At 64.9% G+C, this 25,666-nt stretch carries 36 protein-coding genes; 3 read left to right on the top strand and 33 right to left on the bottom strand.

Annotated features, from left to right (window positions below; all coding sequences use genetic code 11):
• Positions 1–183: 183 nt before the first annotated feature.
• From typA to GOY17_RS05115, 3 genes are all read left to right on the top strand, one after another.
• The gene (gene typA / locus GOY17_RS05125; protein ID WP_115843823.1) at positions 184–2,013 is read left to right on the top strand and encodes a translational GTPase TypA; all 1,830 of its coding nucleotides are present in this window, start codon (positions 184–186) and stop codon (positions 2,011–2,013) included.
• Positions 2,014–2,045: 32 nt separating this feature from the next.
• Positions 2,046–2,513, top strand: a complete 468-nt coding sequence (locus tag GOY17_RS05120) for a DUF2127 domain-containing protein (protein WP_115843825.1) — start codon at positions 2,046–2,048, stop codon at positions 2,511–2,513.
• Positions 2,514–2,575: 62 nt separating this feature from the next.
• On the top strand, positions 2,576–4,228 hold the full coding sequence (locus GOY17_RS05115; RefSeq protein WP_157029556.1) for an amidase: 1,653 nt from the start codon (positions 2,576–2,578) through the stop codon (positions 4,226–4,228).
• Positions 4,229–4,298: 70 nt separating this feature from the next.
• Here the strand turns inward: GOY17_RS05115 and GOY17_RS05110 are convergent, their stop codons facing one another.
• The 33 genes from GOY17_RS05110 to rpsL all read right to left on the bottom strand — a co-directional run bounded on the left by GOY17_RS05110 (position 4,299) and on the right by rpsL (position 25,417).
• Complete coding sequence (locus tag GOY17_RS05110) at positions 4,299–5,687, bottom strand: class II 3-deoxy-7-phosphoheptulonate synthase (protein WP_157029555.1); 1,389 nt, start codon at positions 5,685–5,687, stop codon at positions 4,299–4,301.
• 118 nt (positions 5,688–5,805) lie between these two features.
• A complete protein-coding gene (locus GOY17_RS05105) occupies positions 5,806–6,309 on the bottom strand; it encodes a disulfide bond formation protein B (RefSeq protein WP_157029554.1) in 504 nt (167 codons plus the stop codon).
• Positions 6,310–6,512: 203 nt separating this feature from the next.
• Positions 6,513–6,887, bottom strand: a complete 375-nt coding sequence (gene rplQ, locus GOY17_RS05100; RefSeq protein WP_115843833.1) for a 50S ribosomal protein L17 — start codon at positions 6,885–6,887, stop codon at positions 6,513–6,515.
• Between the two features lie 280 nt (positions 6,888–7,167).
• Positions 7,168–8,166, bottom strand: a complete 999-nt coding sequence (locus GOY17_RS05095; RefSeq protein ID WP_115843835.1) for a DNA-directed RNA polymerase subunit alpha — start codon at positions 8,164–8,166, stop codon at positions 7,168–7,170.
• Positions 8,167–8,185: 19 nt separating this feature from the next.
• On the bottom strand, positions 8,186–8,815 hold the full coding sequence (rpsD, locus tag GOY17_RS05090) for a 30S ribosomal protein S4 (protein WP_115843837.1): 630 nt from the start codon (positions 8,813–8,815) through the stop codon (positions 8,186–8,188).
• Positions 8,816–8,829: 14 nt separating this feature from the next.
• Positions 8,830–9,222, bottom strand: coding sequence for a 30S ribosomal protein S11 (gene rpsK, locus GOY17_RS05085; RefSeq protein WP_115843839.1), 393 nt, complete (start codon positions 9,220–9,222; stop codon positions 8,830–8,832).
• An 11-nt stretch (positions 9,223–9,233) separates the two neighbouring features.
• The gene (gene rpsM, locus GOY17_RS05080) at positions 9,234–9,590 is read right to left on the bottom strand and encodes a 30S ribosomal protein S13 (RefSeq protein ID WP_115843841.1); all 357 of its coding nucleotides are present in this window, start codon (positions 9,588–9,590) and stop codon (positions 9,234–9,236) included.
• 234 nt (positions 9,591–9,824) lie between these two features.
• A complete protein-coding gene (secY, locus tag GOY17_RS05075) occupies positions 9,825–11,189 on the bottom strand; it encodes a preprotein translocase subunit SecY (RefSeq protein ID WP_115843843.1) in 1,365 nt (454 codons plus the stop codon).
• Positions 11,190–11,196: 7 nt separating this feature from the next.
• Positions 11,197–11,640: a 50S ribosomal protein L15 gene (gene rplO, locus GOY17_RS05070; RefSeq protein WP_198173914.1), complete on the bottom strand. Its 444-nt coding sequence runs from the start codon at positions 11,638–11,640 to the stop codon at positions 11,197–11,199.
• Positions 11,640–11,840, bottom strand: coding sequence for a 50S ribosomal protein L30 (gene rpmD, locus GOY17_RS05065; RefSeq protein ID WP_115843848.1), 201 nt, complete (start codon positions 11,838–11,840; stop codon positions 11,640–11,642). The genes rplO and rpmD overlap by 1 nt, the downstream gene beginning before the upstream one ends.
• On the bottom strand, positions 11,833–12,375 hold the full coding sequence (gene rpsE, locus GOY17_RS05060; protein WP_115843850.1) for a 30S ribosomal protein S5: 543 nt from the start codon (positions 12,373–12,375) through the stop codon (positions 11,833–11,835). Before rpsE ends, rpmD begins: the two co-directional genes overlap by 8 nt.
• 161 nt (positions 12,376–12,536) lie before the next feature.
• Positions 12,537–12,890, bottom strand: a complete 354-nt coding sequence (gene rplR, locus GOY17_RS05055; RefSeq protein ID WP_115843852.1) for a 50S ribosomal protein L18 — start codon at positions 12,888–12,890, stop codon at positions 12,537–12,539.
• A 29-nt stretch (positions 12,891–12,919) separates the two neighbouring features.
• On the bottom strand, positions 12,920–13,447 hold the full coding sequence (rplF, locus tag GOY17_RS05050; RefSeq protein WP_115843855.1) for a 50S ribosomal protein L6: 528 nt from the start codon (positions 13,445–13,447) through the stop codon (positions 12,920–12,922).
• Between the two features lie 13 nt (positions 13,448–13,460).
• The gene (gene rpsH / locus GOY17_RS05045; protein WP_115843857.1) at positions 13,461–13,859 is read right to left on the bottom strand and encodes a 30S ribosomal protein S8; all 399 of its coding nucleotides are present in this window, start codon (positions 13,857–13,859) and stop codon (positions 13,461–13,463) included.
• A gap of 160 nt (positions 13,860–14,019) precedes the next feature.
• Positions 14,020–14,325 (bottom strand): 30S ribosomal protein S14, encoded by a 306-nt coding sequence (rpsN, locus tag GOY17_RS05040; protein WP_115843859.1) that lies wholly within the window; start codon positions 14,323–14,325, stop codon positions 14,020–14,022.
• 15 nt (positions 14,326–14,340) lie between these two features.
• A complete protein-coding gene (gene rplE / locus GOY17_RS05035) occupies positions 14,341–14,883 on the bottom strand; it encodes a 50S ribosomal protein L5 (protein ID WP_115843862.1) in 543 nt (180 codons plus the stop codon).
• An 11-nt stretch (positions 14,884–14,894) separates the two neighbouring features.
• A complete protein-coding gene (rplX, locus tag GOY17_RS05030; RefSeq protein WP_115843864.1) occupies positions 14,895–15,209 on the bottom strand; it encodes a 50S ribosomal protein L24 in 315 nt (104 codons plus the stop codon).
• Between the two features lie 13 nt (positions 15,210–15,222).
• Positions 15,223–15,591, bottom strand: a complete 369-nt coding sequence (gene rplN / locus GOY17_RS05025; protein WP_056136003.1) for a 50S ribosomal protein L14 — start codon at positions 15,589–15,591, stop codon at positions 15,223–15,225.
• A gap of 14 nt (positions 15,592–15,605) precedes the next feature.
• Positions 15,606–15,875, bottom strand: a complete 270-nt coding sequence (gene rpsQ, locus GOY17_RS05020) for a 30S ribosomal protein S17 (protein ID WP_115843866.1) — start codon at positions 15,873–15,875, stop codon at positions 15,606–15,608.
• Positions 15,876–15,885: 10 nt separating this feature from the next.
• Complete coding sequence (gene rpmC, locus GOY17_RS05015; protein WP_115843868.1) at positions 15,886–16,071, bottom strand: 50S ribosomal protein L29; 186 nt, start codon at positions 16,069–16,071, stop codon at positions 15,886–15,888.
• Positions 16,071–16,484, bottom strand: a complete 414-nt coding sequence (rplP, locus tag GOY17_RS05010; RefSeq protein ID WP_055902334.1) for a 50S ribosomal protein L16 — start codon at positions 16,482–16,484, stop codon at positions 16,071–16,073. The genes rpmC and rplP overlap by 1 nt, the downstream gene beginning before the upstream one ends.
• A gap of 3 nt (positions 16,485–16,487) precedes the next feature.
• The gene (gene rpsC, locus GOY17_RS05005) at positions 16,488–17,216 is read right to left on the bottom strand and encodes a 30S ribosomal protein S3 (RefSeq protein ID WP_115843870.1); all 729 of its coding nucleotides are present in this window, start codon (positions 17,214–17,216) and stop codon (positions 16,488–16,490) included.
• Positions 17,217–17,230: 14 nt separating this feature from the next.
• On the bottom strand, positions 17,231–17,566 hold the full coding sequence (gene rplV, locus GOY17_RS05000; RefSeq protein WP_115843977.1) for a 50S ribosomal protein L22: 336 nt from the start codon (positions 17,564–17,566) through the stop codon (positions 17,231–17,233).
• A gap of 10 nt (positions 17,567–17,576) precedes the next feature.
• Positions 17,577–17,846: a 30S ribosomal protein S19 gene (rpsS, locus tag GOY17_RS04995; RefSeq protein WP_057943874.1), complete on the bottom strand. Its 270-nt coding sequence runs from the start codon at positions 17,844–17,846 to the stop codon at positions 17,577–17,579.
• A gap of 6 nt (positions 17,847–17,852) precedes the next feature.
• Positions 17,853–18,680 (bottom strand): 50S ribosomal protein L2, encoded by an 828-nt coding sequence (gene rplB / locus GOY17_RS04990; RefSeq protein ID WP_115843872.1) that lies wholly within the window; start codon positions 18,678–18,680, stop codon positions 17,853–17,855.
• Positions 18,681–18,690: 10 nt separating this feature from the next.
• Positions 18,691–18,987: a 50S ribosomal protein L23 gene (gene rplW / locus GOY17_RS04985; RefSeq protein ID WP_115843875.1), complete on the bottom strand. Its 297-nt coding sequence runs from the start codon at positions 18,985–18,987 to the stop codon at positions 18,691–18,693.
• Complete coding sequence (gene rplD, locus GOY17_RS04980) at positions 18,984–19,589, bottom strand: 50S ribosomal protein L4 (protein ID WP_157029552.1); 606 nt, start codon at positions 19,587–19,589, stop codon at positions 18,984–18,986. Before rplD ends, rplW begins: the two co-directional genes overlap by 4 nt.
• Positions 19,590–19,601: 12 nt before the next feature.
• Complete coding sequence (rplC, locus tag GOY17_RS04975) at positions 19,602–20,255, bottom strand: 50S ribosomal protein L3 (protein WP_115843877.1); 654 nt, start codon at positions 20,253–20,255, stop codon at positions 19,602–19,604.
• 10 nt (positions 20,256–20,265) lie between these two features.
• Positions 20,266–20,577, bottom strand: a complete 312-nt coding sequence (rpsJ, locus tag GOY17_RS04970; RefSeq protein WP_036137876.1) for a 30S ribosomal protein S10 — start codon at positions 20,575–20,577, stop codon at positions 20,266–20,268.
• 403 nt (positions 20,578–20,980) lie between these two features.
• Positions 20,981–22,171, bottom strand: coding sequence for an elongation factor Tu (tuf, locus tag GOY17_RS04965; protein WP_115843879.1), 1,191 nt, complete (start codon positions 22,169–22,171; stop codon positions 20,981–20,983).
• Positions 22,172–22,250: 79 nt separating this feature from the next.
• Positions 22,251–24,371, bottom strand: a complete 2,121-nt coding sequence (gene fusA, locus GOY17_RS04960) for an elongation factor G (protein WP_157029551.1) — start codon at positions 24,369–24,371, stop codon at positions 22,251–22,253.
• 147 nt (positions 24,372–24,518) lie between these two features.
• The gene (gene rpsG / locus GOY17_RS04955) at positions 24,519–24,986 is read right to left on the bottom strand and encodes a 30S ribosomal protein S7 (protein ID WP_055902462.1); all 468 of its coding nucleotides are present in this window, start codon (positions 24,984–24,986) and stop codon (positions 24,519–24,521) included.
• Between the two features lie 56 nt (positions 24,987–25,042).
• A complete protein-coding gene (rpsL, locus tag GOY17_RS04950; RefSeq protein WP_115843883.1) occupies positions 25,043–25,417 on the bottom strand; it encodes a 30S ribosomal protein S12 in 375 nt (124 codons plus the stop codon).
• Between the last annotated feature and the right edge of the window lie 249 nt (positions 25,418–25,666).

The raw sequence follows: 25,666 nt of genomic DNA, 5'->3' as shown, positions 1-25,666 counted from the left end.
GGGAAATAATGCGGGGCAAGGATGGGGAAAGGCTTCGCCGTTCAGATGGCGGCGGCGGCAACCCTTCACAAGGGCCCTCGCCCCAGCTCCGCCGACCGGTTGGCTGAACAAGCAACCGCTATGTTTGACAGGTATAATATTCGGCTACCCCTCGCTCGAGCGCCGGTCTGCCGGCCTGTCCGCATGTCCATCGAACGCCTGCGCAACATCGCCATCGTCGCCCACGTCGACCATGGCAAGACCACCCTCGTCGACTGCCTCCTGAAGCAGTCCGGCACCCTGTCCGAGCGCACGGTGCTTGCCGAGCGCGCGATGGACAGCAACGACCAGGAAAAGGAACGTGGCATCACGATCCTCGCCAAGAACACGGCCATCACCTGGCAGGGCAACCGCATCAACATCGTCGACACCCCCGGACACGCCGACTTCGGTGGCGAGGTCGAGCGCGTGCTGTCGATGGTCGACTCGGTGCTGATCCTGGTCGACGCGATGGACGGCCCGATGCCGCAGACGCGCTTCGTGACGCAGAAGGCCTTCGCGATGGGCTTCAAGCCGATCGTCGTGGTCAACAAGATCGACCGTCCGGGCGCGCGTCCGGACTGGGTCATCGACCAGGTGTTCGACCTGTTCGACAAGCTCGGCGCCACCAACGAGCAGCTCGACTTCCCGATCGTCTACGCCTCGGCGCTGCACGGCTACGCCAGCCTCGACGACGCCGCGCGCTCGGGCGACATGACCCCGCTGTACGAAGCGATCATGAAGCACGTCGCGCCGCCGCAGGTGGACGAGGAAGGCCCGTTCCAGATGCGCATCAGCCAGCTGGACTACAGCAACTTCGTCGGCCTGATCGGCATCGGCCGCATTCAGCGCGGCAAGGTGAAGAAGAACATGCCGGTGAGCGTGGTCGGCCGCGACGGCAAGAAGCGCCAGGGCAAGATCGTGCAGGTGCTGGGCTTCATGGGCCTTGAGCGCATCGAGACCGAAGAGGCCAGCGCCGGCGACATCGTCGCGATCGCGGGCATCACCGACCTGTCGATCTCCGACACCGTGTGCGCGCTCGACGCGCCCGAAGCGCTGCCGGCGCTGACGGTCGACGAGCCGACGATCAGCATGACCTTCCAGGTGAACAACTCGCCGTTCGCCGGCCATAAGGATTACAGCGGCGGCAAATTCCTCACCAGCCGCCAGCTGCGCGAGCGCCTGGAGCGCGAGATGCTGCACAACGTCGCGCTGAAGGTCGAGGAAGGTTCGGATCCGGACAAATTCCTGGTGTCCGGCCGCGGCGAGCTGCACCTGTCGGTGCTGATCGAGAACATGCGCCGCGAAGGCTTCGAGCTGGCCGTGTCGCGCCCGGAAGTGATCATCAAGGAAATCGACGGCCAGCTGATGGAGCCGATCGAGCAGCTCGTCGTCGACATCGAGGAGCAGCATCAGGGCGGCGTCATGGAAAAGCTCGGCATCCGCAAGGGCCAGCTCAAGAACATGGAGCCGGACGGCAAGGGCCGCGTGCGCCTTGATTACATGATCCCGGCGCGTGGCCTGATCGGCTTCCAGAACGAATTCCGCACCCTGACCCAGGGCTCGGGCCTGCTGTTCCACGTCTTCGACCATTACGGTCCGAAGGAAACCGGCGCGATCGCCAAGCGCCTCAACGGCGTGATGATCGCCAACGCCGCCGGCGTCACCCCTGCCTACGCGCTGGGCCCGCTGGAAGAGCGCGGCCGCCTGTTCGCGGCCGAAGGCGACAACGTGTATGAAGGCCAGCTGGTCGGCATCCATTCGAAGGACAACGACCTGACCGTCAACGCGATCAAGACCAAGCCGCTGACCAACATGCGCGCTTCGGGCAAGGACGACGCGATCAAGCTGACGCCGGCGATCAAGTACTCGCTGGAGCAGGCGCTGGACTTCATCGAGGATGACGAACTGGTCGAAGTCACCCCGAAGGAAATCCGCCTGCGCAAGAAGCAGCTGACGGAAAGCGAACGCAAGCGCGCGTCGCGTGCTGCGTGAACCAAAGGGGCGTCGCCATGTCTGACGAGGCCATGACCGACGCCCACTACAACCCGGATCCGCACGCGCATCCGGGTCTGCATCTCATCGCGATCTTCGAGGCCGGCAAGGGCCTGCTGGCCTTTGCTGCCGCCTTCGGGCTGGAACTGCTCGGGCCGGCGCCGCTGCTGCGCTGGCTGCGCGAACTGACGCTGCGATTCCAGATCAGCACCGACCACGGTGCGCTGGCGTGGCTGTCCAACGCCATCAATCCCGATAGCGTGCACCTGGCCGCGGCGCTGATCTTCGCCTACGGCGTGCTGCGCATGATCGAAGCCTGGGGCCTGTGGCGAGTGAAGGTCTGGGCGTCGTGGCTGGGCTGCATCAGCGCGGCGATCTACCTGCCGCTCGACGTGTACGCCCTCTTCCGCCACCCGGGCTGGATGTCGGTCGCCGTCCTGGTGGTCAATTTGATCGTCGTCGCAGTGCTGGCACGCGACATCTTCAAGCGCGGCCGCTAAGCCTCGCGCGCGAACCTGAATGGCGTATCCTCCGGTCAGCCACCTGCGACCGGGGAATCGCAATGCGCTCTTTGATCGTCAAGACGTTGCCGCTGGCGACGCTGCTCGCCTTGTTGCCTGCCTGCCAGCGCGCCGACGCGCCCGGCACCGCCCGCGCGGGCGTCACGACTACCGCCAAGCCGGCTGCCGCCGCTGCCGCGCCACGCGACGGGTTCGCATTCGCCGAAGTGGGCATCGACGAACTGCAGGCCCGGATGGGCCGCGGCGAACTCACCAGCCACGCGCTGACGCAGGCTTACCTCGATCGCATCGCCGCCATCGACGACGCCGGCCCGACGCTCAACGCCGTCATCGAACTCAATCCCGCCGCGCTGAAGGAAGCCGACGCGCTCGATGCGGAGCGCAAGGCCGGCCGCGTGCGCGGCCCGCTGCACGGCGTGCCGGTCCTGCTGAAGGACAACATCGATGCGACGCCGATGGCGAACTCCGCCGGCTCGCTCGCCCTCGCCTCGCACCATCCGCGTACCGACGCCTTCCTTGTCGCACGCCTGCGCGAAGCGGGCGCGGTGATCCTGGGCAAGACGAACCTCAGCGAGTGGGCGAACTTCCGCTCCTCGCGCTCGAGCTCCGGCTGGAGCGCGCGTGGCGGGCAGACGCGCAATCCGTATGCGCTCGACCGCTCGCCCTGCGGCTCCAGTTCCGGCAGCGGCGCCGCCGTCGCCGCGAACCTCGCGGCCGCAGCGATCGGCACCGAAACCGACGGCAGCATCGTATGCCCGTCGTCGGTCGCAGGCCTGGTCGGCATCAAGCCGACGGTCGGCCTGGTGAGCCGCAGCGGCATCATCCCGATCTCGCACAGCCAGGACACGGCCGGCCCCATGGCGCGCAGCGTGGCCGATGCGGCAACGCTGCTGTCGGCCATGGTCGGCCGCGACGATACCGACCCGGCGACCTCCGAAAGCACGGGGCGCGCGATCTTCGACTATCACGCCCGTCTCAACCGCGAGGGCCTGCGGGGCGCGCGCATCGGCGTGCTGCGCAAGTCGATGGGCTTCCATCCCGCGGCCGACGCGGCGCTGGAGCGCAGCCTCGACGCGATGCGCCGGGCGGGCGCGGAAATCGTCGACGTCGAGCTCCCCACCGCGGGGCAGTGGAACGACGCGGAGATGGACGTGTTGCTGTACGAGTTCAAGCACGGCCTGGACGGCTACCTGTCGCGCAGCGGCGCGCCGGTGAATTCGCTGGCCGCGCTGATCGAATACAACCGCCGCAACGCGAAGACGGAAATGCCGTTCTTCGCGCAGGAGCTGTTCGAGCGCGCACAGGCGAAGGGCACGCTTGACGAGATGGCCTACATCGACGCGCGCAGCAAGGCGCGGCGACTGGCCGGTGCGGAAGGGCTTGAAGCGGTGCTATCTGCGTCCTCGCTCGACGCGATCGTCGCTCCTGCGACGGCGCCGGCGTGGCTGATCGATCCGGTCAACGGCGACCATTTCCTCGGGGAAGGCTATGGCGCCGCCGCAGTCGCCGGCACGCCGAGCATCACCGTGCCGATGGGCGACTACTTCGGATTGCCGATGGGCATCGTCTTCATGGGCTCCGCGTGGAGCGAACCGCGACTGATCGAACTGGCCTACGCATTCGAGCAGAAGACCAAGGCGCGCAAGGCGCCGCAGTTCCTGGCGACCGCGCTGTTGGGCACGACGAAGGGTTGAGGCCCGCGCCGTAACGAAAACGGCCTCCCCGCGTGCGGAGAGGCCGTCCGGATCCGACGCGTTACACCGCTTATGCCGGCGCGGCGATCTGCGCCTGCTTGCGCACGATCAGCATTGCGATTTCCAGCGCCTGCTCGTAGTTCAGGCGCGGATCGACCGTGGACTTGTAGGCGCGTTCGAGATCGCTCTCGGTGAGTTCGCGTGCGCCGCCGAGGCACTCGGTCACGTCCTCGCCGGTGAGCTCCAGATGCGCGCCGCCCAGACGCGTGCCGGCGGCAGCATGCAGTTCGAAGGCCTGTTCCAGCTCGCTGCGGATGTTGCGGAAGCGGCGCGTCTTGTACCCGTTGCTCGTGCTTTCGGTGTTGCCGTGCATCGGATCGCAGACCCACAGTACGCGACGCCCATCGCGGCGCACGGCATCGAGCAGCGGCGGGAGCTTCTCGGCGATGCCGGTCGCGCCCATGCGGTGGATGAAGGTCAGGCGGCCCGGCTCGTCTTCCGGATTGAGCAGGTCGAACGTGCGCAGCAGCTGGTCGGGCGTGACCGACGGGCCGACCTTCAGCGCGATCGGGTTGCGGATGCCGCGGAAGTACTCCGCGTGCGCGCCGTCGACCTGCGCCGTGCGCATGCCGATCCACGGGAAATGGGTGCTCAGGTTGAACCAGCCCCAGTGGCGCGGGACCTGGCGCGTCAGCGACTCCTCGTACGGCAGCAGCAGCGCTTCGTGCGAGGTGTAGAAGTCGACGCGATTGAGGTTGTGGACCTCGCTGCCCGAGAGCGTCTCCATGAAGCGCACCGCATCGCCGATCGCGGTGACCATGCGGCGGTATTCGTCGGCGAGCGGCGAATGACCGACCCAGCTGAGGTTCCAGTATTCGGGATGATGCAGGTCGGCGAACCCACCATCGATCAGCGCACGGACGAAATTCATCGTCATCGCCGAGCGCGCATGCGCCTTGATCATGCGGCGGGGATCGGGCGTGCGCGACTCGGGCGTGAAGTCCGGCGCGTTGACCATGTCGCCACGATAGCTGGGCAGCGTCACCTCGCCGATGGTCTCGGAGTCGGCCGAACGCGGCTTCGCGTACTGGCCGGCGAAACGACCAACGCGCACGACCGGCTTGCGAAGGCCGTGCACGAGCACCAGGCTCATCTGCAGCAGCACCTTGAGCCGGTTCGAGATGACATCGGAACGGCAGCCGTCGAAGGTCTCCGCGCAATCGCCGCCCTGCAGCAGGAAGCGTTTGCCTTCCTGCGCGTCGGCAAGCTGCTGCTTCAGCGAGAGGATCTCCCACGAGGTCACCAGCGGCGGCAGTGTGCGCAGCTCGGCGAGCGCCTCCTCCAGCGCCTGCGCATCGGGATACTGCGGCAACTGCATCGCGGTGCGGTTGCGCCAGGACTGAGGCGACCAGTCGGCGGGCAGGTTTACGGCGCGGAGGGTGCGGTCTGGCGTAGGCATGACACGATGCTGCAATGCGGCGAACCACTATGGGCGCTCGCCCGGCGCGCTGCAACCGTTACAGCGGCAACCGAGCCGGAACGCCCTTGACGGGTCCGGGATACCGGATAGAACGCGCTCAGGCGCGACGAAAGGCCGCGTAGCCGGCCCACAGGGCGAGCAGCACGAACCAGATCAGGCTCCACCACGGCATCGACAGGCCGAGGAAGGTCCAGTCGACGTCGCCGCAGTTGCCCGTCGCGGTCATCACCTTGCGCACGACGTCCCACGTCGACATGGTTTCGCGCATGAACGAAAGGGGCGCACCGCACGACACTTCGCCCGCCGGCTGCATCTGCACCCACACGTGGCGGCCGGCGATTGCGATGCCGGCAATCGATGCGATGAGCGCGCCGAAGCCATAGGCCGTGCGTGCACCTCGACGCCTCGGCCCATGTAGCGCGCCGATCAGGAACACGATGCCCAGCGCTGCGAACGCGACGCGCTGGAAGATGCAGAGATTGCACGGCTCCAGTCCGTCGTGCAGTTGCAGGTAGATCGCGTACGCAAGCAGTCCCGCACACGCGAGGAAGCCGAGGAAGAACTGGAAGCGGAACGAGCCGCGCAGGAGTTGGGTCGTCATGGCGGGAGAGCTTAACCGCCCTTCCCACTCAAGTGCACGACAGCCATTCGGCTGCCCGCAAACGGCACACGCTTCGGCGCATATGCACGCATCGTTATGCGCGTGCCACTGCCATCAGGAACTCCAGAAAACAAAAACCCCGGCCGAAGCCGGGGTTTCTGCTGGATCGTCCGTGAGCGGCCTGGGCCGCTCACGCCGGCGGATTACTCCGCAGCGGCTTCCGGACGGTCGACGAGTTCGACGTAGGCCATCGGCGCGTTGTCGCCAGCGCGGAAACCGCACTTGAGGATGCGCAGGTAGCCACCCGGACGCGCCTGGTAGCGCGGGCCGAGCGTGGTGAACAGCGTGCCCACGGCTTCCTTGTCGCGCAGGCGCGAGAAGGCGAGGCGGCGATTGGCGACGCCGTCGACCTTGGCGAGCGTGATGAGCGGCTCGGCAACGCGACGAAGTTCCTTCGCCTTGGGCAGCGTGGTGCGGATGATGCCGTGCTTGATCAGCGACGCGGCCATGTTGGTGAACATCGCATCGCGATGGGCGCTGGTACGGCTGAACTTACGGCCGGCTTTCTGGTGGCGCATGACGGTGATTCCTGTGGAATGTTGAAACGTTGAGGTTCGCTGTCGCCATCCCGGCGTTGTTACCTGGACTGCGGATGGTCCGAACCGGCGCTCCGTTGCCGGCCATGCCGCGGGGCTTGGCCCCTGTCGGCGAAAACGCGACGCTTCTTCTCAGAAGCGCCGCGCTTGTTGCTTCGCTGCTGCCATCCATGGCGATACGGGGCGGCTCCGGAGAGCCTGGCCCGGGCTTCCTGCCCGGGCGTTTCATCGGCGCGCGGCAGTGCCGCGCAGGCGCCGATGCTTACCCCATCATGCCGTGGGAGGCGATGCCTGCCGGCGGCCAGTTCTCGAGCTTCATGCCAAGCGAAAGACCACGCTGGGCGAGGACTTCCTTGATCTCGGTAAGCGACTTCTTGCCGAGGTTCGGCGTCTTGAGCAGTTCGACTTCGGTCTTCTGGATCAGATCGCCGACGTAGTAAATGCTCTCGGCCTTGAGGCAGTTGGCCGAACGCACGGTCAGCTCGAGGTCGTCGATCGGACGCAGCAGGATCGGGTCGATGCCGCTGGTCGCCGGCTTCGCCGCACCGCGATCGCGGTGGGTGAAGTCGCCGAACACCGACAGCTGGTCGGTGAGGATGTCGGCCGCAGTGCGGACGGCTTCCTCGGCGTCGATCGTGCCGTTGGTCTCGATGTCCAGGACCAGCTTGTCCAGGTCGGTGCGCTGCTCGACGCGGGCCGCTTCCACGGCATACGCGACGCGGCGGACCGGCGAGAAGCTGGCGTCCAGCATCAGGCGGCCGATGGCACGGGTTTCCTCATCCGGACGACGTCGCGCGGCAGCCGGCTGGTAGCCGAAACCGCGCTCGATCTTCAGACGCATGTTGAGCGCGGTGTCCTTCGTCAGGTGCGCGATCACGTGCTCGGTGTTGAGGATCTCGACGTTGTGGTCCGTCTTGATGTCGCCGGCGGTCACGATGCCCGGGCCCTGCTTCGCCAGCGACAGCGTCGCCGACTCGCCGGTGTGCATGCGGATCGCCACGTCCTTGAGGTTCAGCAGAACCTCAAGCACGTCTTCCTGCAGGCCTTCGACCGTGGTGTACTCGTGCAGCACGCCATCGATCTCGACTTCCGTGATTGCGAAGCCCGGAATCGACGACAGCAGCACACGGCGCAGCGCATTGCCGAGCGTATGGCCGTAGCCACGCTCCAGCGGTTCGATCACGACCTTGGCACGGTTGCCCGTAAGGCGCTCGATCTGGGGGCCGCGCGGGCGCAGCACCTGGTTTGCGGTAACCGTCATGTGTTGGCGTCTCCTGGGATTACTTCGAGTACAGCTCGACGATCAGCGCTTCGTTGATGTCGGCCGGCAGGTCGGCACGATCCGGAACGGCCTTGAACACGCCAGAGAACTTCTTGCTGTCGACTTCAACCCACGACGGCGAGAGGTCCATCTGCGATGCGACGGTCAGGGATTCCTGCACGCGCAGCTGCTTCTGGGCGCGCTCGGCCAGCGCGATCGCGTCGCCAGCCTTGACCTGGTACGACGGCAGATTGACCGGCTTGCCGTTGACCGTGACGCCGCGGTGCGAAACCAGCTGGCGGGCGGCCGGACGGGTCACCGCGAAGCCCATGCGGTAAACGACGTTGTCCAGACGGGTCTCGAGGAGCTGCAGCAGGTTTTCACCCGTGTTGCCCTTCTTGGTCGAGGCCTTCTTGTAGTAGTTGCGGAACTGACGCTCCAGCAGACCGTAAATACGCTTGACCTTCTGCTTTTCGCGCAGCTGGGTGGCGTAGTCAGACAGCTTGCCCTTGCGGGCGGTCGGGCCGTGCTGGCCGGGCTTCTGCTCGAGCTTGCACTTGGAATCGAGGGCGCGAGCCGACGACTTCAGGCCAAGGTCAGCGCCTTCGCGACGGGCGAGCTTACAGGTGGGACCGATATAACGAGCCATGTTCTTTCAGCTCCTCAGACGCGACGCTTCTTCGGCGGACGGCACCCGTTGTGCGGGATAGGCGTCACGTCGATGATGTTGATGATCTTGTACCCGACGTTGTTCAGCGAACGAACGGCGGATTCACGGCCCGGACCCGGGCCCTTGATGCGGACTTCCAGCGACTTCACGCCGTAGTCCAGCGCGGCACGACCCGCCTTCTCGGCGGCGACCTGAGCTGCGAACGGGGTCGACTTGCGCGAGCCGCGGAAACCCGCGCCGCCCGAGGTCGCCCACGACAGCGCGTTGCCCTGGCGGTCGGTGATCGTGACGATGGTGTTGTTGAAAGAAGCGTGGACGTGGGCGATGCCGTCGGTGACGACACGCTTGATCTTCTTCTTGGTCTTGGTAGCAGCCGGCTTAGCCATGGTCTAAGTCCTTACTTCTTGATGGCCTTGCGCGGACCCTTGCGGGTACGAGCATTGGTACGGGTGCGCTGGCCACGCAGCGGCAGGCCGCGGCGGTGACGCAGGCCGCGGTAGCAGGCCAGGTCCATCAGGCGCTTGATCGCGATACCGACTTCGCGGCGGAGGTCACCCTCAACCACGTACTTGCCGACTTCGGCGCGCAGGCGCTCGACTTCGGGCTCGGACAGATCACGGATCTTGGTCGTCGACGTAACGCCGGCGGCCACGCAGACCTTCTTCGAACGGGTACGGCCAATGCCGTAAATGCTTTGCAGGCCGACCCAGACATGCTTCTGGGCAGGCAGATTGACGCCCGCAATACGCGCCATAACGGCGATCTCCAACTGATTGGCGGCCAGGACGGATTAATCCCGGCGGAGTGAACTGGAAAGTTTAACAAGGTCTCGGGTTAATAGGAAGCCCTGCCGCATCCCAGAGGACGCGGCAGTGCCCGGCATGGGGAGTGTGCCCATGCTCCGGCGACGAAACCGGACTGGTCGGACTTTGCGGCGAACCGCCCTGCCCGACCCCGCGCGCTACTCTGGCGCGCGTAAGGTCCGGGATCACCCGCGCGCGAGACCGCCGCGCGAGCCGCCCTTCAAGTTCGCCTTCTTCAGCAAGCTCTCGTACTGATGGGACATCAGATGAGCCTGGATCTGGGCGATGAAATCCATGACCACCACGACCACGATCAGCAGCGAGGTGCCGCCAAAGTAGAACGAGGTGCCCAGTTCGGTGCGCATGACCTCCGGAAGGAGGCACACCAGCACCAGGTAGATCGCGCCGGCCGCCGTCAGACGGGTAAGGACGCCATCGATATAGTCGGCGGTCGCCTTGCCCGGACGGATACCCGGAATCAGCGCGCCCGACTTCTTCAGATTATCGGCCGTTTCCTGCGAGTTGAACACCAGCGCCGTGTAGAAGAACGCGAAACCGATGATCAGACCTGCGTACAGGATCATGTGGAGCGGCTCTCCCGGGTTCAGCCACTGGCTGACACGGTGGAGGGTCGACCCAGAATTGCCCTGGCTGAACCAGTTGGCCGCCGTCGCCGGGAACATCACGATGCTCGAGGCAAAGATCGCCGGGATCACGCCGGCCATGTTGAGCTTCAGCGGCAGGAACGACGACTGGTTCATGTACGCGCTACGGCCACCCTGTCGACGGGCGTAGTTGACCGTAATGCGACGCTGACCGCGCTCGACGAACACCACGAAGTACGTGAAGCCCAGCACGATCGCCACCACCACGATGGCTACCAGCGCGCTCATGTCGCCGTTGCGGATCTGCTCGAACATGCCGAACACCGCTGCCGGAAGACCCGCCACGATGCCTGCGAAGATGATCAGCGACACACCGTTGCCGATACCGCGCTCGGTCACCTGCTCGCCCAGCCACATCAGGAACATGGTGCCCGCCGTCAGGGCGATCACCGCAGTCAAGATGAAGCCCGGGCCAGGGTTGTAGACCACCGCGATGCCCTGGCTTGCGCCACCGGCCTGAAGCGCGGTCGCGATACCCCAGGCCTGGAACACGGCCAGCGGGATCGCACCCATGCGCGACCACTGGTTGATCTTGCGACGGCCCGACTCGCCTTCCTTCTGGATGGCCTTCAGGCTGGGCACGATCTGCACCAGCAACTGCACGATGATCGACGCCGAGATGTACGGCATCACGTTCAGCGCGAACAGGCTGAAGCGATGCAGGGCGCCACCGGAGAACATGTTGAACATGTCTACGATGGTGCCCTTCTGGGTTTCCATCAGCCGGAGCATTGCTTCCGGATTGACGCCCGGCACCGGGATGTAGCAGCCGATGCGGTAGACGATCAGGGCACCGACCACGAACAGCAGGCGCTGGCGGAGCTCGGTGAACTTACCGAGTCCGCCACCGAGGCCGGCTACCGCGTTGCTACCGCTGCGCGCCATCCGTCGATTACTCCTCGACCTTGCCGCCGGCCGCTTCGATCGCGGTCTTGGCGCCGGCCGTGGCGGCCACGCCCTTCAGCACGAACTTCTTGGTCAGCTCGCCCTTCACCACGATCTTGGCCTGCTTCGCGGTGCTCGGCACCAGCTTGGCAGCCTTCAGCGCGGCGAAATCGACGTCGCCGGCCGGCAGCTTGTCCAGCTGGTACAGCAGCACTTCGGCCGTGTCCTTGGACAGCTTCGAACGGAAACCGATCTTCGGCAGACGGCGCTGCATCGGCATCTGGCCGCCTTCGAAGCCGGCCTTGATCTTGCCCTTGCCCGAGCGCGCGAACGAGCCCTTGTGGCCGCGACCCGCGGTCTTGCCCAGGCCGGAACCGATACCGCGACCGACGCGGGTGCGCTCGGTGCGGGCGCCCTCGGCGGGCTGCAGAGTGTTGAGACGCATCTTGATTACTCCTCGACTCGGACGAGGTAATGGAGCTGATTGATCAGGCCGCGAACCTGCGGGCTGTCCTTCAGTTCACGCACGTCGTTGAGCTTGTTCAGGCCCAGCGCACGCACCGACAGGCGGTGACGCGACTGGGTGCCACGAAGACCCTTGACCAGGCGCACCTTCACGGTGCCGCCGGCGACTGCTTCGTTCTTAGCCATTGATCAGGTCCTCCACCTTCTTGCCACGCTTCGCAGCGATCTTCGCCGGCGAATGCATGTCGGACAGGCCCTTCAGCGTGGCGCGAACCAGGTTGATCGGGTTGCGCGAACCGACGGCCTTGGCCAGCACGTTCTTCACGCCGACGGCTTCCAGGACGGCGCGCATCGCGCCACCGGCGATCACGCCGGTACCTTCGGAGGCGGGCTGCATGAACACGCGGGCAGCGCCGTGACCGGCCTTGACCGAGTGCCACAGGGTGCCGTTGTTCAGGTCGACGTTCGCCATCGACTTGCGGGCGTACTCCATCGACTTCTGGATGGCGACCGGCACTTCGCGCGCCTTGCCGTAACCGAAGCCGACCTTGCCGTTGCCGTCGCCCACCACCGTCAGCGCGGTGAAGGTGAACTGGCGACCGCCCTTGACGGTCTTGCTGACGCGGTTGACCGCGATCAGCTTCTCGATCATGCCGTCGTCGATCTCTTCGCGGTTGCGGTCGCGATCACGACCCCGCGGTGCACGTTGTTCTTCTGCCATTTCGATTGCTCGGTAGTTAAGGGATTTGCGGCGTGGCCGCTTATCGTTGTGAGGTGCTGCGGATGTTTCGCGAACATGGGAATCCATGGTCGCGCCCGGCATTCCCCATGCCGGCGGGCAGAAATCCAGGCGTGGGGACGGATCCCCACGCCTTCAAGACATCAGAACTGCAGGCCACCTTCGCGGGCGGCGTCAGCCAGGGCCTTGATGCGGCCGTGGTAACGGTAGCCCGAGCGGTCGAACGCGACCTTCTCGATGCCGGCAGCCTTCGCCTTCTCGGCGATCATGCGACCGACCTTGGCGGCGGCGTCGGCGTTCTTGCCGTTCTTCAGGCCTTCCATCACGTCGGACTGCACGGTCGAAGCCGAAGCCAGGACCTTGGAACCGTCGGAGGTGAAGACCTGGGCGTACAGGTGCTGCCCGGTGCGCAGCACCGACAGGCGCGGCACGCCGAGTTCGCGGATGTGCGCGCGGGTCGACTTGGCGCGGCGCAGGCGGGCGGTGTTCTTGTTCATTTGCGTATCTCCGAAAGCTGAAGCGCCGATTAGGCCTTCTTGGCTTCCTTGCGGATGATGACTTCGCCGGCGTACTTCACACCCTTGCCCTTGTAGGGCTCCGGCGGACGAACAGCGCGGATCTTGGCAGCGAACTCACCCACCGCCTGCTTGTCGGCACCGGCGATGACGATTTCGGTCTGCGTCGGCGTGGCGATCGTGATGCCGGCCGGAGCCGCGAGCACGACGGGGTGCGAGAAACCCAGCGCCAGGTTCAGGTCCTTGCCCTGCATCGAGGCGCGGTAACCGACGCCGACGAGCTCAAGCTTGCGCTCGAAGCCTTCGGAGACGCCCTTGACCATGTTGGCCAGGATCGCGCGCAGCGTGCCGGCCAGCGGGATCAGCGCCGCGTCCTCGGAAGAGAACGTGGCGGTACCGTTGTCGACGTTGACGTTGATACCAGCCGGCTTCGCGACGCTCAGGGTGCCCTTCGGGCCCTTGGCGCTGATCGAATCGGCCTGGATGTTGAGTTCGACGCCCTTCGGGAGGGCGACCGGCTTCTTGGCAACTCGGGACATGTCTATTCCTCCCTTAGGCCACGAAGCACAGGACTTCACCGCCGACGCCCTGCTGGCGCGCCTGCGCGTCGGTCATGATGCCCTTCGAGGTGGAGATGATGGCGATGCCGAGGCCGCCCAGGACCTTCGGCAGCTTGGCCTTGCCGCGGTACTGGCGCAGGCCCGAACGGGAATAGCGCTCGAGGCGCTCGATCACCGGCTTGCCTTCGTAGTACTTCAGCGAGATTTCGAGTTCGGACTTGCCGGCGCCGACGTCGGTCACGCGGGAATCCAGGATGTAGCCCTCGTCCTGCAGAACCTTGGCGATGGCCACCTTGATCTTCGAAGACGGCATCTTCACCGTCTGCTTCCGGACAGCCGCCGCATTCTTGATGCGGACCAGCATGTCGGCAATGGGATCAGTCATGCTCATGAATTAATGCACCTATGAGTAGCACCGATATCCGCGGGATTGCGAATTCAGTTGTAGTGCCTGGCGGGAACGTGGAAGTTCCCTACAGGCGCCCCGCCCTGTCGGCCGGGGCCTGACGCGAGCGAGCCGGCAAGTCTAGCAGACTTGCCGGCGCCCGGTGTTACCAGCTGGCCTTGCGCAGACCCGGAACGTCGCCGTTCATGGTCGCCTTGCGCAGCATGTTGCGGCCGAGGCCGAACTTGCGATAGACGCCACGCGGACGGCCCGACAGCTCGCAGCGGTTGCGCTGGCGGCTCGGCGAGGAGTCGCGCGGCAGCTTCTGCAGCTTGGTGACCGCGTCCAGCTTCTCTTCGTACGAAGCGGTCTGGCTGGAGATGATCTTCTTCAGCGCTTCGCGCTTGGCACCGTGCTGCTTGGCCAGCTTCGCCCGCTTGATCTCGCGGTTGACCATGGAGGTCTTAGCCATTGTTCAATCCTCGAGTTAGTTGCGGAACGGGAAGCGGAAGGCTTCCAGCAGGGCCTTGGCTTCGGCGTCGGTCTTCGCGGTCGTGGTGATCGCGATGTCCATGCCGCGGATCGCGTCGACGGCGTCGAAGTCGATTTCCGGGAAGATGATCTGTTCCTTGACGCCCATGTTGTAGTTGCCACGGCCATCGAACGAACGACCCGACACGCCGCGGAAGTCACGCACGCGCGGCAGCGAGATGTTGATCAGACGGTCGAGGAACTCGAACATGTGGGCGCGACGCAGCGTCACCTTGCAGCCGATCGGCCAGCCGTCGCGGATCTTGAACGAAGCCACCGACACGCGGGACTTGGTCACGATCGGCTTCTGGCCGGCAATCTTCGTCAGGTCGGCGACCGCGTTCTCCAGGATCTTCTTGTTCGTAGCGGCTTCGCCGACGCCCATGTTGATCGTGATCTTGGTCAGGCGCGGCACTTCCATCGGGTTCGTGTAACCGAACTTCTTGGTCAGGGCCGGGACGACTTCGTCCTTGTAGAACTTTTCGAGACGGGTGGTCATTTCAGCATTCCTCAGGCGTCAACCGCCTCACCGCTGGAGCGGAACACACGCAGTTTGCGTCCATCCTCCAGCACCTTGAAAGCAATGCGCTCACCCTTGCCGGTGGCCGGGTTGAAGAGCATCACGTTGGAAATGTGGATCGGCGCTTCGCGCTCGACCACGCCGCCCGGCTGGCCAGCCTGGGGGTTCGGCTTGGTGTGGCGCTTGACGACGTTGATGTTCGACACGACGACCTTCTCGCCGAGCACGCGCACCACTTCGCCCTTCTTGCCCTTGTCCTTGCCGGTGGTGACGATCACCTGATCGCCCTTGCGGATACGGTTCATATAATTCCTCCGCTCAGAGCACTTCAGGAGCGAGCGAGACGATCTTCATGAACTTCTCGGTACGCAGCTCGCGGGTCACAGGCCCGAAGATGCGGGTACCGATCGGTTCCTGCTTGTTGTTCAGGAGCACGGCGGCATTGCCGTCGAAGCGGATCAGCGAACCGTCCGGACGACGCACGCCCTTGCGGGTGCGCACGACGACGGCGTCGTAGACGTCGCCCTTCTTGACCTTGCCGCGCGGGATCGCGTCCTTGACGGTGACCTTGATGATGTCGCCGATGCCGGCGTAACGGCGCTTCGAGCCGCCCAGCACCTTGATGCACATCACTTCCTTGGCACCGGAGTTGTCAGCCACATCGAGGTAGCTCTGCATCTGGATCATGACTCAGCCTCCTCTTATTCGGCCGCGCGGCTGACGATCTCAACCACGCTCCAGTTCTTGGTCTTCGACATCGGCGCAATTTCCTTCACCCGCACGACATCGCCTTCCTTGCAGGCGTTGTCGGCGTCGTGGGCGTGGAGCTTGGTCGAGCGGCGGATGTACTTGCCGTACAGCGCGTGCTTGACCTGGCGCTCGACGAGCACGGTGACGGTCTTGTCCATCTTGTTGCTGACGACCCGGCCTTCAACCGTGCGGACAGCCTTCTCTGTATTGTTGTCGGTCATGACAGGGTCCTTACTTCTTCTCGCCGAGCAGCATGTTCACGCGAGCGATCTCGCGGCGCACGCGGCGGGACTCATGGGTCTTGGCGAGCTGGCCCGTGGCCTTCTGCATGCGGAGGGCGAAGCTCTCCTTGTGCAGCTCGGCCAGGTGGGCCTTCAGTTCGTCGGCCGACTTCTCGCGCAGTTGCTTGAGTTCCATTAGCGCACCGTCCGGGTAACGAAAGTGGTGGTCACCGAGAGCTTGGCGGCGGCCAGACGGAACGCTTCACGCGCCACGTCCTCTGCCACGCCTTCGATCTCGTAAATCATGCGACCGGGCTGGATCTGGGCGACCCAGTACTCGACGTTGCCCTTACCGGAGCCCATTCGGACTTCGATCGGCTTCTTGGTGATCGGCTTGTCGGGGAACACGCGGATCCACATCTTGCCGCCGCGCTTGACGTAGCGGCTGATGGAACGACGCGCGGCCTCGATCTGGCGCGCGGTCAGCTGACCGTGCGCCGTCGCCTTCAGGCCGTACTCGCCGAAGCTGACGGCATTGCCGTTCCAGCTCAGGCCTTCATTGCGGCCCTTGTGTACCTTGCGGTACTTGGTTCGCTTGGGTTGCAACATGGCTTAGTCCCTCGCCTCGCGGTTGGCGCGCGCCGGACGGGCCGGACGCTCGCTGCGCTCTGCACGCGGCGCTTCTTCCTGCTTCTCCTGGCCCACCTGCGAGAAGTCGAACACCTCGCCCTTGTAGATCCAGACCTTGATGCCGATGATGCCGTAGGTCGTCTTGGCTTCAGCGAAGCCGTAGTCGATGTCGGCACGCAGCGTGTGCAGCGGCACGCGACCTTCGCGGTACCACTCCGAACGCGCGATTTCCGCACCGTTCAGACGGCCACCCACGTTGACCTTGATGCCCAGGGCGCCCAGGCGCATCGCATTGCCCACGGCGCGCTTCATCGCGCGACGGAACATGATGCGGCGCTCGAGCTGCTGCGCGATCGACTCGGCGACCAGCTGCGCGTCGAGTTCCGGCTTGCGGACCTCGGTGACGTTGATGTGCGCCGGAACGCCCATCACGTCGCTCACTTCCTTGCGCAGCTTCTCGATGTCCTCGCCGCGCTTGCCGATCACCACGCCCGGACGGGCGGTGTGGATCGTCACGCGGGCGTTGTTCGCCGGACGCTCGATGAAGATCTTCGAGATGCCGGCCTGAGCCAGCTTCTTGCGCAGCAGATCACGGACCTTCAGGTCCGCCGCCAGGAAACCGGCGTACTGCTTCTTGTTGGCAAACCACTTGGAGTTCCAGTCCTTGGCGATGCCCAGGCGGATGCCGGTGGGATGTACTTTATGACCCATTGTCTGACTCCGCCTTACTTGCCCGCGCCCACAACCACAGTGATGTGGCTGGTGCGCTTGAGGATGCGGGTGCCGCGGCCCTTCGCACGCGCCATGAAGCGCTTCAGTGCGGGACCCTCGTCCACCATGATGGTCTTGACCTTGAGCTCGTCGATGTCGGCGCCCTGGTTGTTCTCGGCGTTGGCAATCGCGGACTCCACCACCTTCTTGATCAGGTGGGCAGCCTTCTTGTCCGAGAACTTCAGCAGGTTGACGGCGCGCTCGGCCGACAGACCACGCACCTGGTCAGCGACCAGGCGGGCCTTCTGCGGGGAGATGCGCGCGGTGCGCAGGATGGCTTTCGCTTCCATGGTCATCTCCTTACTTGCCCGACTTCTTGTCGCCGCCGTGACCCTTGAACGTACGGGTCAGGGCGAACTCGCCAAGCTTGTGGCCAACCATGTTTTCGTTGACCAGCACCGGGATGTGGTTCTTGCCGTTGTGCACCGCGATGGTGAAACCCACCATCTCCGGCAGCACCATCGAGCGACGCGACCAGGTCTTGATCGGCTTCTTGTTGTTGCCCGCGGTCTCCACCTTCTTCATCAGGTGATGGTCGACGAACGGGCCTTTCTTCAGTGAACGTGCCATGGCCGATTAGCTCCTGCGATCGCGCACGATGAACTGCTGGGTGCGCTTGTTCTTGCGGGTCTTGTAACCCTTGGTCGGCACACCCCACGGGGTGACCGGATGCGGGTTACCCTGGCCGGCCTTGGCCTCACCACCGCCGTGCGGGTGGTCGACCGGGTTCATGGCCGCACCGCGGACGGTCGGCTTGATGCCGCGCCAACGCGCCGCACCGGCCTTGCCCAGCTTCTCGAGGTTGTGCTCGTCGTTGCCGACTTCGCCGATGGTGGCGCGGCACTCGGCCGGCACCTTGCGCATTTCGCCGGAGCGAAGACGCAGCGTGGCGTAGCCCTGCTCGCGAGCGACCAGGTAGGCGCTGGCGCCGGCCGCGCGGGCCAGCTGGGCGCCCTTGCCCGGCTTCATTTCGACGCAGCACACCGTCGTACCGACCGGAACGTTGGTCAGCGGGAGGGTGTTGCCCACGCGGATCGGGGCGTCACGGCCCGCGATCACCTGGTCGCCATCCTTCAGGCCCTTCGGGGCGATGATGTAACGGCGCTCACCGTCGACGTAGCACAGCAGCGCGATGTGCGCGGTGCGGTTCGGATCGTATTCAATGCGTTCGACGCGGGCGGGGATGCCCTCCTTGTCGCGCTTGAAGTCGATGATGCGGTAGTGCTGCTTGTGACCACCACCGATGTGACGGGTGGTGATACGGCCGTGGTGGTTACGACCGCCGGTCTTGCCCTGCTTCTCGACGAGCGCCGCGTGCGGCGCGCCCTTGTGCAGGCCCGGGGTCACCACGCGAACCGCGCTGCGGCGGCCGGCGGAGGTGGGCTTGAAAGTCATCAATGCCATGGGTCTTTCCTCAGGCCTTGGCCATCACGTCGATCGACTGGCCTTCGGCCAGCGTCACGTACGCCTTGCGCCAGCTGCCGCGGCTACCGGCGCGAAAACGGAAGGACTTGTTCTTGCCCTTGACGTTCACGACGTTAACCGCTTCAACCTTCACTTCGAACAGCTTTTCCACGGCGACCTTGATGTCGGCCTTGGTAGCGTCCGTCGCGACTTCGAAGACGTACTGGTTGGAAACTTCCTGCAGACGGGCGGTCTTTTCGGACACGCGCGGCGCACGGATGATGTTGTAGAGCTTGGCCTCGTTCATGCCAGCCACTCCTCGATCTTCTTGACCGCGTCGGCGGTGACCACGACCGAGTCGGCGCCCACGAGGGAAACCGGATCCAGGCCCTGGACGTCACGCACTTCGACGTACGGCAGGTTGCGCGCCGAGAGGTACAGGTTCTCGGTGGCGTCTTCGGTGACGATCAGCGGACGACGACCGACTTCCAGGCCCTTCAGCTTGGAGATCAGGCCCGAGGTCTTCGGAGCGTCCAGATCGAACGACTCGACAACCTTGATGCGGCCCTGGCGGTTCAGCTCGGACAGGATCGCGGCCATCGCGGCGCGGTACATCTTGCGGTTGACCTTCTGCGCGAAGCTGCGCGGCTTGGCCGCGAAGGTCACGCCGCCGCCGACGAAGATCGGAGCCGTCAGCGCGCCATGACGCGCACCGCCGCCCTTCTGCTTCTTCGACTTCTTGGTCGTACCGTTGACTTCAGAACGGGTCTTCTGCGCCTTGGTGCCGGCGCGACCGGCGTTGCGATACGCAACGACAACCTGGTGGACCAGGTCTTCGCTGAATTCGCGGCCGAAGATCGCGTCGGAAACCGACACAGTCTTGCTGCTGTTGGTGATGGCGAGTTCCATCGTCATCTCTCCTTATGCCTTGCTCGAGGGACGCACGATGACGTCGCCACCCGGCGCACCCGGCACGGCACCCTTGATGGCGATCAGGCCGCGCTCGGCGTCGACCTTCACCACTTCCAGGCGCTGCGTGGTCTGGGTTTCGTCGCCCATGTGGCCGGACATCTTCTTGCCCGGGAACACACGGCCCGGCGTCTGGCGCTGACCGATGGAGCCCGGCGAACGGTGCGACAGCGAGTTACCGTGCGTCGCGTCGCCCATCGTGAAGTTCCAGCGCTTGATCGTGCCCTGGAAGCCCTTGCCCTTCGTCACGCCCTGGACGTCGACCAGCTGGCCGGCGCTGAAGATGTCGGCCTTGATCTCGCCGCCCACTTCAAAGCCACCGATCTGGTCGGCTTCCACGCGCAGCTCCCACAGGCCACGACCGGCTTCGACCTTCGCCTTGGCGAGGTGACCGGCTTCCGGCTTGTTGACGAGCGCGGCGCGGCGCACGCCGACGGTGACCTGCACGGCGCTGTAGCCGTCGGTGTCGTCGGTCTTGATCTGGGTGATGCGGTTCGGGGTCGCTTCGATCAGCGTCACCGGAACCGACTTGCCGTCTTCAGTGAAGAAACGGCTCATGCCGGCCTTGCGACCGACGATGCCCAACGAATACTTCTTCGCGGTCATGGTGGGAGCCTCAGGTCAGCTTGATCTGGACGTCGACGCCAGCCGCGAGTTCGAGCTTCATCAGCGCGTCCACGGTCTTGTCATTCGGATCGACGATGTCGAGCACGCGCTTGTGCGTGCGGGTCTCGTACTGGTCGCGCGCGTCCTTGTCGGCGTGCGGCGAAACGAGAATGGTGTAGCGCTCGATCTTGGTCGGCAGCGGAATCGGGCCCTTGACCTGGGCACCGGTGCGCTTAGCCGTCTCGACGATCTCGCTGGCCGAGCGGTCGATCAGGCGATGATCGTACGCTTTGAGCCGGATTCGGATCTTTTGGTCCGCCATGACGGAATTCCTTGGTTAAAAGAGCGACGGGCCGGCCTCTGGGTGTGCCGTACCCCTGAAAAAATGCAAATACCCCGGAGCTGCACCCTCGCCCCGGAGCTTCCATGCCTCAAAAAACAAGGCAGACCGGTCACCCGGCCCGCCCAGACGGAGTAGAACGCACGAAGAGCCCCGTTTAGCGTTCCTTGGAAGCCCGAAGGCCCGGAACGTACGGAGCGCGCCGTGCGACATGTCCCTGTCTGGCGAACACGAGGCGCTTCCTGCACCTCATTTCGCTGGTTGCGACCCCTTCCCGAAGGAAGGCGCCGCAGTGGTCTTGCATTCTAATCGGAGATCCACAGCCTGTGCAAGCACCGGGTCCGACAAGACAAAGCCCGGCGCGCGAGGCGCCGGGCTTCGTTCATTACTTCAGGATCTTCGCCACGACGCCGGCGCCGACGGTGCGGCCGCCTTCGCGGATCGCGAAGCGCAGGCCTTCGTCCATCGCGACCGGGTTGATCAGCGTGACGACCATCTTGATGTTGTCGCCCGGCATGACCATCTCGACGCCTTCCGGCAGCTCGACCGCACCGGTGATGTCGGTGGTGCGGAAGTAGAACTGCGGGCGGTAGCCCTTGAAGAACGGCGTGTGACGGCCGCCTTCGTCCTTCGACAGCACGTACACCTCGGCTTCGAACGTGGTGTGCGGCGTGATCGAACCCGGCTTGGCCAGCACCTGGCCGCGCTCGACGTCGTCACGCTTGGTGCCGCGCAGCAGCAGACCGGCGTTGTCGCCCGCCTGACCCTGGTCGAGCAGCTTGCGGAACATCTCGACGCCGGTGACCGTCGTCTTCTGCGTCGGACGGATGCCGACGATTTCGATTTCGTCGCCGACCTTGATGATGCCGCGCTCGATACGACCGGTCACCACGGTGCCGCGGCCCGAGATCGAGAACACGTCTTCCACCGGCATCAGGAACGGCTTGTCGACGTCACGCTGCGGTTCCGGGATGAACGTGTCCAGCGCTTCCACCAGCTTCAGGATCGCCGGCACGCCGATCTCCGACTGGTCGCCTTCCAGCGCCAGACGGGCCGAACCGTGGATGATCGGGGTGTCGTCGCCCGGGAACTCGTACTTGCTCAGCAGCTCGCGCACTTCCATCTCGACGAGCTCCAGCAGCTCGGCGTCGTCCACCATGTCGGCCTTGTTCAGGAACACGACGATGTACGGCACGCCCACCTGGCGCGACAGCAGGATGTGCTCGCGCGTCTGCGGCATCGGGCCGTCAGCGGCCGAGCACACCAGGATCGCGCCGTCCATCTGCGCCGCACCCGTGATCATGTTCTTCACGTAGTCGGCGTGGCCCGGGCAGTCCACGTGCGCGTAGTGGCGCGTCGGGCTTTCGTACTCGACGTGCGCCGTCGAGATCGTGATGCCGCGCGCCTTCTCTTCCGGCGCCGCGTCGATCGCGTCGTACGCCTTGAACTCGCCGCCGAAACGCTCCGCACCCACCTTCGTCAGTGCCGCCGTCAGCGTGGTCTTGCCGTGGTCGACGTGACCGATCGTGCCCACGTTCACGTGCGGCTTGGTGCGCTCAAACTTACCCTTGGCCATGGCTATCTCTCTTTAAAAAGTTGTTGCTAGTTGATCTGGCGTGACGGATGCCGGCGGGGCCGGCATCCGGATCCGGCTATCAGCCGCCCTTCTTCATCACCGCGTCGGCGATGTTGGTGGGCGCTTCGGCGTAGTGGTCGAATTCCATCGTGAACGTGGCGCGGCCCTGCGACATCGAACGCAGCGAGGTCGCGTAGCCGAACATTTCGCCCAGCGGCACCATCGCGTTGATGACCTTGCCCGACGGGCTGTCGTCCTGACCGGACAGCAGGCCACGACGGCGGCTCACGTCGCCCATGACGTCGCCGACATAGTCTTCCGGCGTCACGATCTCGACCTTCATCATCGGCTCCAGCAGGACCGGATCGGCCTTGCGGAAGCCTTCCTTGAAGGCCATCGACGAAGCGAGCTTGAACGCCATTTCGGACGAGTCGACGTCGTGGTACGAACCGAAGACGAGCTTGACCTTGACGTTCACGACCGGGAAGCCAGCCAGCGGACCGCTGGTGATGGTTTCGCGCAGGCCCTTCTCGACCGCCGGGATGAATTCCTTCGGGATCACGCCGCCGGTGATGTCGTTGACGAACAGGAAATCGTTCTCGACGTCCGGATTGGCGCGATCAGCCTCGGTCATCGGCGACAGCTCGATCACGACGTGACCGTACTGACCCTTACCACCCGACTGCTTGGCGTGCTTGTAGTCCGACTTGACGTCCGACTTGCGGATCGTTTCGCGGTAGGCCACCTGCGGCTTGCCGACGTTCGCTTCCACGTTGAACTCGCGACGCATGCGGTCGACGATGATGTCCAGGTGCAGCTCGCCCATGCCGGCGATGATGGTCTGACCCGATTCCTCGTCGGTACGGACGCGGAACGAGGGATCTTCCTGCGCGAGACGCGACAGGGCCATGCCCATCTTTTCCTGGTCCGACTTCGTCTTCGGCTCGACCGCCATCGAGATGACGGGCTCCGGGAACGTCATGCGCTCAAGGGTGATGATGTGATCGCCCGAGCACAGCGTGTCGCCGGTCGTCACGTCCTTCAGGCCAACGGCCGCGGCGATGTCGCCCGCGCGGACTTCCTTGATTTCGTCGCGCTGGTTGGCGTGCATCTGCAGGATGCGGCCGATGCGCTCCTTCTTCGACTTGACCGGGTTGAACACCTGGTCGCCCGAGTTCAGCACGCCCGAATAGACGCGGAAGAACGTCAGCGCGCCGACGAACGGGTCGGTCATGATCTTGAACGCGAGCGCGGAGAACGGCTCGGAATCCGACGCCTTGCGGCTGTCTTCCTTCTCGTTCTCGTCGATGCCCTGGACCGGCGGACGATCGGCCGGCGACGGCAGCAGGTTGATCACGCCGTCGAGCATGGCCTGCACACCCTTGTTCTTGAACGCCGAGCCGCAGAACACCGGCACGATTTCAACGCGCAGGGTGCGCTCGCGCAGGCCGGCGATGATCTCGGCCTCCGTCAGTTCGCCTTCGGACAGGTACTTGTCCATCAGCGCTTCGTTCGCTTCGGCAGCGGCTTCGACCATGAAGCTGCGCGCAGCCTCGGACTTCGCCTGGAGCTCGGCCGGGATCTCGCGGTACTCGAACTTCGTGCCCTGCGAGGCGACATCCCAATGGATGGCCTTCATCTTGAGCAGGTCGATAACGCCTTCGAAGCCGTCTTCGGCGCCGATCGGCACCTGCATCGGCACGGCGTACGCGCCCAGACGGGCCTTCAGCTGCTCAACGACCTTGTCGAAGTTGGCACCGGTGCGGTCCATCTTGTTGACGAACGCCATGCGCGGCACCGAGTACTTGTTGGCCTGGCGCCACACGGTCTCGGACTGCGGCTGCACGCCACCGACGGCGCACAGCACGAACACCGCGCCGTCGAGCACGCGCAGCGAACGCTCGACTTCGATGGTGAAGTCGACGTGCCCGGGGGTATCGATGATGTTGAAGCGGTGCTCCGGCAGGGACTTGTCCATGCCCTTCCAGAACGCGGTCGTCGCGGCCGACGTGATCGTGATGCCGCGCTCCTGCTCCTGCTCCATCCAGTCCATCGTCGCGGCACCTTCGTGCACTTCGCCGATCTTGTGGCTGACACCGGTGTAGAACAGGATGCGTTCGGACGTGGTGGTCTTGCCGGCATCGATGTGGGCCATGATGCCGAAGTTGCGGTAACGCTCGATGGGAGTGGTGCGAGCCACGGGACCCTCTCGTAAATTTTGGAATTCCAGATGGCCAGATGCCGGCACTGGGCCGGCGTCCGGTTCGCATGGCGGCTCTTTTGCCGCCGCGGCAGCTCAGTAGGCTGCCGGGGCCGGCGACCCCGATATGGGGTCGCCTCGCTCAGATCACCAGCGGTAGTGAGCGAACGCCTTGTTCGCTTCCGCCATGCGGTGGGTTTCTTCGCGCTTCTTGATGGCGCCGCCGCGGTTTTCCGAGGCGTCCAGCAGTTCCGCCGCGAGCTTGCGCGGCATGGTGTTTTCACCGCGCTTGCGGGCCGACTCGATCAGCCAGCGCATCGCGAGCGCCATGCGGCGCGAGGAGCGCACTTCGACCGGCACCTGGTAGGTGGCGCCGCCGACGCGACGCGACTTCACTTCCACGGCCGGAGACACGTTGCCGAGCGCCTTCTCGACGAGCTCGAGGGCGTTCGGGTTCTTCTCGCCGATGACATCCATCGCGCCGTAGACGATCTTCTCGGCGACCGACTTCTTGCCGCTCTGCATGACCATGTTGATGAAACGGGCGATGGTCTCGCTGCCGTGCTTGGGGTCCGGCAGGACCGAACGCTGGGGGGTGGAACCTTTACGCGACATGGTGCGTACCTATTCTGTGATTCTTGTACGAAGGGCCGTTGTAGCGACCGACCGGATTAGGACTTCGGACGCTTGGCGCCGTACTTGGAGCGGCTCTGGCGACGCTTGGTCACGCCGGCGGCATCGAGCGAACCGCGCACGGTGTGGTAACGCACACCCGGCAGGTCCTTGACGCGGCCGCCGCGGATCAGCACGACCGAGTGCTCCTGCAGGTTGTGACCTTCGCCGCCGATGTACGAGATGACCTCGTAACCGTTGGTGAGGCGAACCTTGGCCACCTTGCGCAGCGCCGAGTTGGGCTTCTTCGGGGTGGTGGTGTACACGCGGGTGCAAACGCCACGACGCTGCGGGCAGTTCGCGAGCGCCGGCGAGGCGCTCTTGTAGGTGGTCGCCTGCCGCGGCTTGCGGACCAGCTGATTGATCGTCGCCATCTGGAACTCTTTGAGGAAGGCCGTACGGCCCGTGGAAAAACACAAACGGCACGCCGGAACAACCCGGCATACCGAGACGAAAAAGTATAGCCCGCGCCTGACGTTACCGTCAACGCGGACTAAACCGGATGCCCTGCCCGGCCGCAATGGCGGCACAACGCATGGGCTTCACTGCGATCCCGCCCTTCCTGGGCCGAACACGAGGCGCATCCGTTGCGACCTCATTTCGTGATCTGGGCGGACCACGAG

This window comes from Lysobacter soli, from assembly GCF_009755585.1.
Classification (GTDB): domain Bacteria; phylum Pseudomonadota; class Gammaproteobacteria; order Xanthomonadales; family Xanthomonadaceae; genus Lysobacter_J; species Lysobacter_J soli.
The sequence above is the reverse complement of the archived record's forward strand: the minus strand, read 5'-3'. Positions and strand labels throughout refer to the sequence as shown.